The organism is Gordonia zhenghanii, assembly GCF_021738965.1.
Lineage (GTDB): Bacteria > Actinomycetota > Actinomycetes > Mycobacteriales > Mycobacteriaceae > Gordonia > Gordonia zhenghanii.
The window spans coordinates 110236-116920 of the sequence record NZ_JAKKOQ010000010.1 but is presented as its reverse complement, the minus strand read 5'-3'; the positions used below and the strand labels follow the sequence as shown (position 1 = coordinate 116920).

Genomic DNA, 6685 nt, shown 5'->3' with positions numbered 1-6685 from the left:
CCGGGGGCGCCCCCCCACCGGGGGGGCCGGGGGCCGCCCCCCCCGGGGCGGGGGGGGGGGGGGCCCCCCCCCCCCCCCCCCGGCGATCTAGGAGACTCGACCGGCGGCAGAGACGAAGCCGCGTAGACGGGTGTGGGTTCGGTGCGGCCGCGGAGAACCTCCTCGCGCCAAAGCGTCCAGCGAGCGGCCTCATCGTCCGCCGCCGCGTCGATCGCTCGCTTCGACGAGACGGGATGACGCGGATCGTCTTTCGCGACCTCGGACAGTCGGGCGCTCTCGTTCACGGGATCACCGATCACCGTGTACTCGAAGCGTTGGACGGCTCCGACGTTGCCTGCGACGACGGTGCCGTAACTGACGCCGATACCGGCGGACAGTTCGGGGACGTCAGTGGCGAGGCCGTCGGCGATCTCTCGGGCCGCAACCAACGCGGACGATGCCGGATCGTCGAGGTCGACGGGCGCGCCGAAGATCGCGAGGACGGCGTCGCCCTCGAACTTGTTGACGAGTCCGCCGTTCCGCTCGGTCGCTTCGACGATCACCGCGAAGAAGCGGTTGAGCAGTGCGACGACTTCGGTCGGCGACCGTTTCTCGGCGATCGTCGTCGAACCGATGACGTCGACGAACACGACTGCGACAGTCCGCTCGGAGCCGCCCAGTTCGGGATCGCTGCGCAGCGCGGCCGCAGCGACGTCCCGGCCGACGTGCCTGCCGAACAGGTCCCGGAGGCGTTCCTGTTCGCGGAGTCCGCCGACCATCGTGTTGAACCCGTACTGGAGTTCGCCGAGCTCGGATCCGTCGTAGACGAGGAGGTCGACGTCCTGGCCCACATCGCCGTGCCGGACGGTGGCCATCCCGGCGCGCACACTGCGCAACGGGCCGGTGATACTCCAGACGAACAACATGATCGATCCGAACCCGACGCATCCGGCGACCACCGCGAGCACGGTCACCGCGATGAGGACGTTCGCCTTGCTCGTCTCCGGCCGCAGAACGCTGAACAGGACGACGAGGGTGATGCCCGTCAGCGGGATCCCGGTACCGATGATCCAGGAGTTGACTGCGCGCGAACGGACCGAGCTGCCCTTGAGCCCGATACCCGCTTGCATGATCTTGGCCCAGACCGGGCGCAACAGGATCTCGGTGTAGATGCCCGCGATCGCGACGACGACCGTCGCGCACATCAAGACGATGAGCACGACCTTCGGGATCAACGACGGGTCGACGAGACCGTAGAGCAGCGCGAGCACGCCTGCCCCTCCGACCCAGAGCAGACCCTGCAGCCACACGAGTCGACGCTGGGCCCGGCTCGCCCGCCGCGCATCGTCGCGCGTCGGTATCTCGTCGACGATCGACCAGCGGACGGCTTTGACCGTCGACGCCGTACCCACCCAGACACCGACGACCAGCGCGAACGCGATGTAGACGGGTACCCCGACGAAGTTGACGTAGATCAGGTCACGACGGAGCAGCGACGGTTCGGGGATCCCGACGGCTCCGAGCCCGAGCGCGATGACGATGCCGATGACGTTCGCCAACACGACCGCGAACGTGAGAAGCGTCTGGACGCGGAGCCGAACGCTCCGCGCAGACTGCTCTGCGGAGCCGAGCAGGATCGAACCGTAATCACGATTGAAGCTCGGCCGCCACACTTGCGCCGTCCCCGGTCAGACGATCTCGCGACGCACGATCGTCTGATCGCGCCCCGGTCCGACACCGATGCACGAGATGTGTGCGCCGGACAGCTCTTCGAGCCGAAGGATGTAGGCCTGCGCGTTGGCCGGCAACTCCTCGAAGGTGCGGCAATTGGAGATGTCCTCCCACCAGCCGGGCATCTCCTCGTAGATCGGCTTCGCGTGGTGGAAGCCGGTCTGCGTCATCGGCATGTCGTCGACGCGTTCGCCGTCGACCTCGTAGGCGACGCAGATCGGGACCGTCTCCAGGCTCGACAGGACGTCGAGCTTGGTGAGGAAGTAGTCGGTGATTCCGTTGACGCGGGTCGCGTAACGGGCCACGACGGCGTCGAACCAGCCACAACGACGTCCGCGGCCGGTAGTAACGCCGACCTCGCCGCCGGTCTTGGCGAGGAACTCGCCCCACTCGTCGAACAACTCGGTCGGGAAAGGGCCCGCGCCGACACGCGTCGTGTACGCCTTGAGGATGCCGAGGACGGTATCGATACGACCGGGACCGATGCCTGCGCCGACGGCCGCTCCACCCGCTGTCGGATTGGACGACGTCACGTACGGGTAGGTGCCGTGGTCGACGTCGAGCAATGTGCCCTGCGAGCCTTCGAGGAGGACGGTCTCGCCCCGCTCGAGCGCCTGGTTGAGCAGCAGCCGGGTGTCGGAGATGCGGTGCTTGAAGCCTTCGGCGAGCTCGAGGGTCTCGTCCACCACCTCGGCCGGGTCAAGACCCTTGCGGTTGTAGATCTTGGTGAGGATCTGGTTCTTCACCTCGAGAGCGGCTTCGACCTTCTGGGCGAGGATCTTCTCGTCCAGGACGTCGGCGACGCGGACGCCGACGCGCGCGATCTTGTCCTGGTAGCAGGGACCGATGCCGCGGCCCGTTGTACCGATCTTGCTGTTGCCGAGGAATCGCTCGGTCACCTTGTCGATGGCGACGTGGTACGGCATCAGCAGGTGCGCGTCGGCCGACAGCAACAGCCGCGACGTGTCGACGTCGCGCTCTTCCAAACCGTGCAGTTCGTTGAGGAGGACACTCGGGTCGACGACGACACCGTTGCCGATGACGTTGTTGACGCCGGGGGTCAGAATGCCGGAGGGAATCAGGTGAAGCGCAAATGTCTCCCCGTTCGGCAGGACGACCGTGTGTCCCGCGTTGTTCCCACCCTGGTAGCGAACCACCCACTGCAGCTTTCCGCCGAGTAGATCTGTCGCTTTACCTTTGCCTTCGTCGCCCCACTGGGCGCCGATCAGCACAATCGCAGCCATAGTTCGGTGATCCTCCTGTTCGCGTCCACCCTACTGGGTCCGAACGTGCCGTCAGACCCCGAGTCCACGGTGTGCGCATGCCGCGCCGTTATCCTGGTAGACGTGTCATCTACTCACCTCGCCCCGACGACAGGTGCCGAGAACGGCCCGACACCTGCAGTTCTGGTCGCGCAGGCGCTCGAATACCCGGACTTGACCCGACTCATCGTCGCTCCGCCCGCTGTCGAGGAGTCCGGCGTGGAGCCCGACGTGTTCCTCGCCGAGATCGTCGCCGCAGTCATGAAGCAGGACCGACTCGACGTCGAAATCGCTTATGTCGCACCGCATGAGACCGACGCGACCAAGGCGTACAACCTCAAATACGGTGCCAACGCGATGGCGCTCGCCGAGTCCGGCGTCGCCCGCAGCCTGCCGTTGATCCGCGACGATGCCGCGACTGTTCTCGTGGGCCGAGCCCGCCACCTGGGCGCCGACGGCGCCAAGCTGCACGGTGAGGCGTACGTCGACTCCGATCGCTTGTTCGACGGCGAGGTGGATGCGGTGGAGATCGAGCCCATCCCGGAGGAGCCGGGGGTACGCGGGCGTGTCGCACGGTGGCTGCCGGGCGGCTGGAAGACCGGGCGAGCGGTACAGACGGGCGGCAGCAACCTGGTCGTCGAACGCGAGGGCGTCATCACTGAGCGTCTGGTCAAACGGTCGACCTTCTACCGTCATCACATCGACTGGAAGCTGGTCTCTCAGTGACGACTCCGACTTCGGTCGCGTTGAAGTCAGTGCGACCCGGCGTCGTCTTCCTCGGCCTCTGCGTCGCGTTCGGTGTCGGTGTGGCACTGCTGGTCTCGTCGGGACGTGACGACTCTGCGACCGCGACGCTGGGCGCGATCCTCCTGGTCCTGTCTGGCTGGGTGATCTCGCTGTGTCTGCACGAGTTCGGGCACGCGTTCACTGCGTTCCGCTACGGCGACCGCAACACAGAACTCCGCGGCTACTTGACGTTGAATCCGCTCAAGTACACGCATCCGGGTCTGTCGATCGCGTTGCCGTTGCTGATCATCGCGCTGGGCGGCATCGGTTTCCCCGGCGGCGCGGTGTACGTCGATCACAGTGCCTTCACCAAGAGTCAGCGGACGAAGGTCGCGTTGGCCGGGCCTGCCGCGAACCTGATCCTGGGCGTCGTGCTGTGCATCCTGTTGACTGCGATGCCGTTGGCCGACGACCTCGGAAACCTCAATCTGTGGTCGTCGCTCGCGATGCTCGCCTTTCTCCAGTTCACCGCGTTGATCCTGAACCTGATCCCGGTGCCGGGCTTCGACGGCTACCACGCGATCGAGCCGTACCTGTCATGGGACATTCGCCGTTCCGCCGAGAAGATCGCCCCGTTCGGGTTCCTCATCGTTCTCGTCGTGCTGTGGCTGCCGGCGTTGAACAGGGCGTTCTTCGCCCTCATCGAAGGCCTGATGGGGCTGTTCGGCGTCGACTCGCTGTTCGTCTCCTACGGATGGCACCTGTTCGCGTTCTGGCTGTAGCCGCCGCGTCTTCCACGCATTCTCACCAGGTCAGTTCGCCGGTGCATGCAGCCTTGCTGCCCGACGACTCGATCTGGACCGTGGCGTGTTCGAGGCCTTGCGCGTCGAGGACGGCGCGCGCATCTGCGAGAACTCTGGTGTGGTCGCCGAACGCGGTCAGGTGCACGGTCACGACGTCCATACCGGTGGTGACCGACCAGACGTGCAGGTCGTGGACGTCGTCTACTCCGGGGACATCGGCGAGACGGGCACGCAGGTCCGTGAGGTCGATGTGCGACGGCGCCTGCTGGTTGAGGATCTTGAGCGCGTCGCGTGCGAGCTTCAGCGCACGCGGGACCACCCAGACTGCGATGAGCACAGCGACGATGAGGTCGGCGTAACCCCAACCTGTGGTGAGCGCGACGATGCCTGCGACCAGGACGCCGACGCTGCCGACGGCGTCGGCGAGGACTTCGAGGTAGGCGCCGCGGATGGCGATCGACCCTTCGGCGTCGGCCCTCAACAGCAGCATCACGACGAGGTTGGCGACGAGACCGAGGGCGGCAACGATGATCATCGGTCCGCCGGGAACCTCGGGGTCGGTGCCGATGCGGCGGATAGCTTCGACGAGAACGAACACGCCGACACCGATGAGTAGGACTGCATTGACGACGGCGGTGAAGACTTCTGCGCGGTACCAACCGAAACTGCGCCCGTCGGTGACCCGACCGTGCCGCGCGAGGAGCAGGGCCGAGAGCCCCATGGTGAGTGCGACGACGTCGGTGAGCATGTGCCCGGCGTCGGCGACCAGCGCGAGCGACCCGAAGAGCAGGCCGGTGACGAGCTCGACGACGAAGAACCCGCCGATGATGACGACCGACACCGTCATCGGCCAGAGTCGTCGATTGGTCGCGCCCGATGCGAGATCGGCTGCACTGGGCCCGTGACTGTGCCCTTCGTGCCCGTGGTTACTGCTCATGACCTCAATATATGCGTGCTACTGAATATGTCAAGGTTAGGGTGACCTGATCGTTACTGATTCCGATGCAACTGAGCGATCGCCGACGATCGCTTGAGGCCCGTCACCATCAGCATGTCCACGAGCAGTGACCGGAGTTCCACCAGCATGGCGGCTTCAGAGAGGTCTTCCACGCCGTCCGCGAGGGAGGTGCGGGCCTTGCGGACGATGGACCGGATGACGCGCGCGGCATCGGCCTGATCGGGACTGTCCCCTGGCTCGGCCATCATCATCGCCCGAAGGGTCTCGAAACCCAGTTGAAGGTCATCGACGACGCCGACGATCTCCGGTTCGATCGCGATCCCCCGCTGCGTCACGCCAAGCGATCGACGGCAGATGACACGGAAATTGCGTACCGCGTTGTCGATGGGGTCGGCGGTGGCGCCGATTCGTTCGACTCGGCCCCGCGAGGACCAGTACATCGGGGACAGTCTGCTGACTTCGCGGCCTGCCGTGACGCCGGCCCGCAGCGAGTCGATGGCACCTTGGGTTCCACGCGCAGTCGCGAGCACCCGGTAGATGCCGTCCTCGTCCTCGAGGCGCAGCGCGATGGCGAGGTCTGCGGACAGGTTGCGCAGGATCGAGAGGATCTCCGCCGCGTCACGCCTGGCGCGTCGGGCCGGATTGATCGGGACGAGCGCGACGACGAGCAGCCCGACGCCGCCGCCGATGAGCGCATCGACGGCCCGACCGAAGCTACCGGTGCCGGGCGGGATGAGGGTCGCGATCAGGACCGCGGACGACGCCGCCTGAATCGGGATCATGACGCCCTTGTCGAGGAACACCGCAACGCTCATAGCGATGGCGACGACGACCGAGATCTGCCATCCTCCCGAGCCGAGGATGGAGATGCCGACATCGCCGACGATGATCCCGATCAGGACGCCGCCGATGAGTTCCACCGACCGCCGCCACCGTTTGGCTAGAGAGAGCCCGAGGGAGACGACGGCGGCGATCGGCGCGAAGAACGGCCGGTCGTGGTGGACGATGTCGGCAGCGATCCACCAGGCGAGCCCGCTCGCGAGCCCGCATTGCAGGATCGGAACGAACGACAGCCACAACCGGCGGAGCCGAACCCGCAGAAACTTCGGAATCTTCGCCCCGAACCGCGAACGCATACTCTGCAGCGCCTGGTCACCTGCGTGGCCTGCGTCGCGGATCGTTCGGGCCGGATCCATGTCAGCGTGCTCGGGATTCGGGTGTTGGAG

Annotated in this window: 6 protein-coding genes; 2 read left to right on the top strand and 4 right to left on the bottom strand. The window is 66.2% G+C overall.

The window, feature by feature from the left end:
* Positions 1–1652: adenylate/guanylate cyclase domain-containing protein (locus L5G32_RS12535; protein WP_237011390.1), on the bottom strand; the 1652-nt coding region annotated here is incomplete at its 3' end.
* 15 nt (positions 1653–1667) lie between these two features.
* Entirely contained in the window at positions 1668–2954 is a 1287-nt protein-coding gene (locus L5G32_RS12530; protein WP_237011389.1) for an adenylosuccinate synthase, read from the bottom strand.
* 102 nt (positions 2955–3056) lie between these two features.
* On the opposite strand from L5G32_RS12530, the gene L5G32_RS12525 reads away from it, so the two are divergent.
* Both L5G32_RS12525 and L5G32_RS12520 read left to right on the top strand, forming a co-directional pair.
* Positions 3057–3698, top strand: a complete 642-nt coding sequence (locus L5G32_RS12525) for a hypothetical protein (protein WP_372491692.1) — start codon at positions 3057–3059, stop codon at positions 3696–3698.
* Positions 3695–4480: a site-2 protease family protein gene (locus L5G32_RS12520; protein ID WP_237011388.1), complete on the top strand. Its 786-nt coding sequence runs from the start codon at positions 3695–3697 to the stop codon at positions 4478–4480. The genes L5G32_RS12525 and L5G32_RS12520 overlap by 4 nt, the downstream gene beginning before the upstream one ends.
* Positions 4481–4502: 22 nt before the next feature.
* Here the strand turns inward: L5G32_RS12520 and L5G32_RS12515 are convergent, their stop codons facing one another.
* Both L5G32_RS12515 and L5G32_RS12510 read right to left on the bottom strand, forming a co-directional pair.
* On the bottom strand, positions 4503–5438 hold the full coding sequence (locus L5G32_RS12515; RefSeq protein WP_237011387.1) for a cation diffusion facilitator family transporter: 936 nt from the start codon (positions 5436–5438) through the stop codon (positions 4503–4505).
* 53 nt (positions 5439–5491) lie between these two features.
* Entirely contained in the window at positions 5492–6595 is a 1104-nt protein-coding gene (locus L5G32_RS12510; RefSeq protein WP_237011397.1) for an FUSC family protein, read from the bottom strand.
* Positions 6596–6685 lie beyond the last annotated feature (90 nt).

Bases quoted from the DNA above. Each gene is read 5' to 3' on its own strand.
- L5G32_RS12530 (WP_237011389.1), bottom strand. From the start codon at position 2,954: ATGGCTGCGATTGTGCTGATCGGCGCCCAGTGGGGCGACGAAGGCAAA.
- L5G32_RS12515 (WP_237011387.1), bottom strand. From the start codon at position 5,438: ATGAGCAGTAACCACGGGCACGAAGGGCACAGTCACGGGCCCAGTGCA.
- L5G32_RS12510 (WP_237011397.1), bottom strand. From the start codon at position 6,595: ATGCGTTCGCGGTTCGGGGCGAAGATTCCGAAGTTTCTGCGGGTTCGG.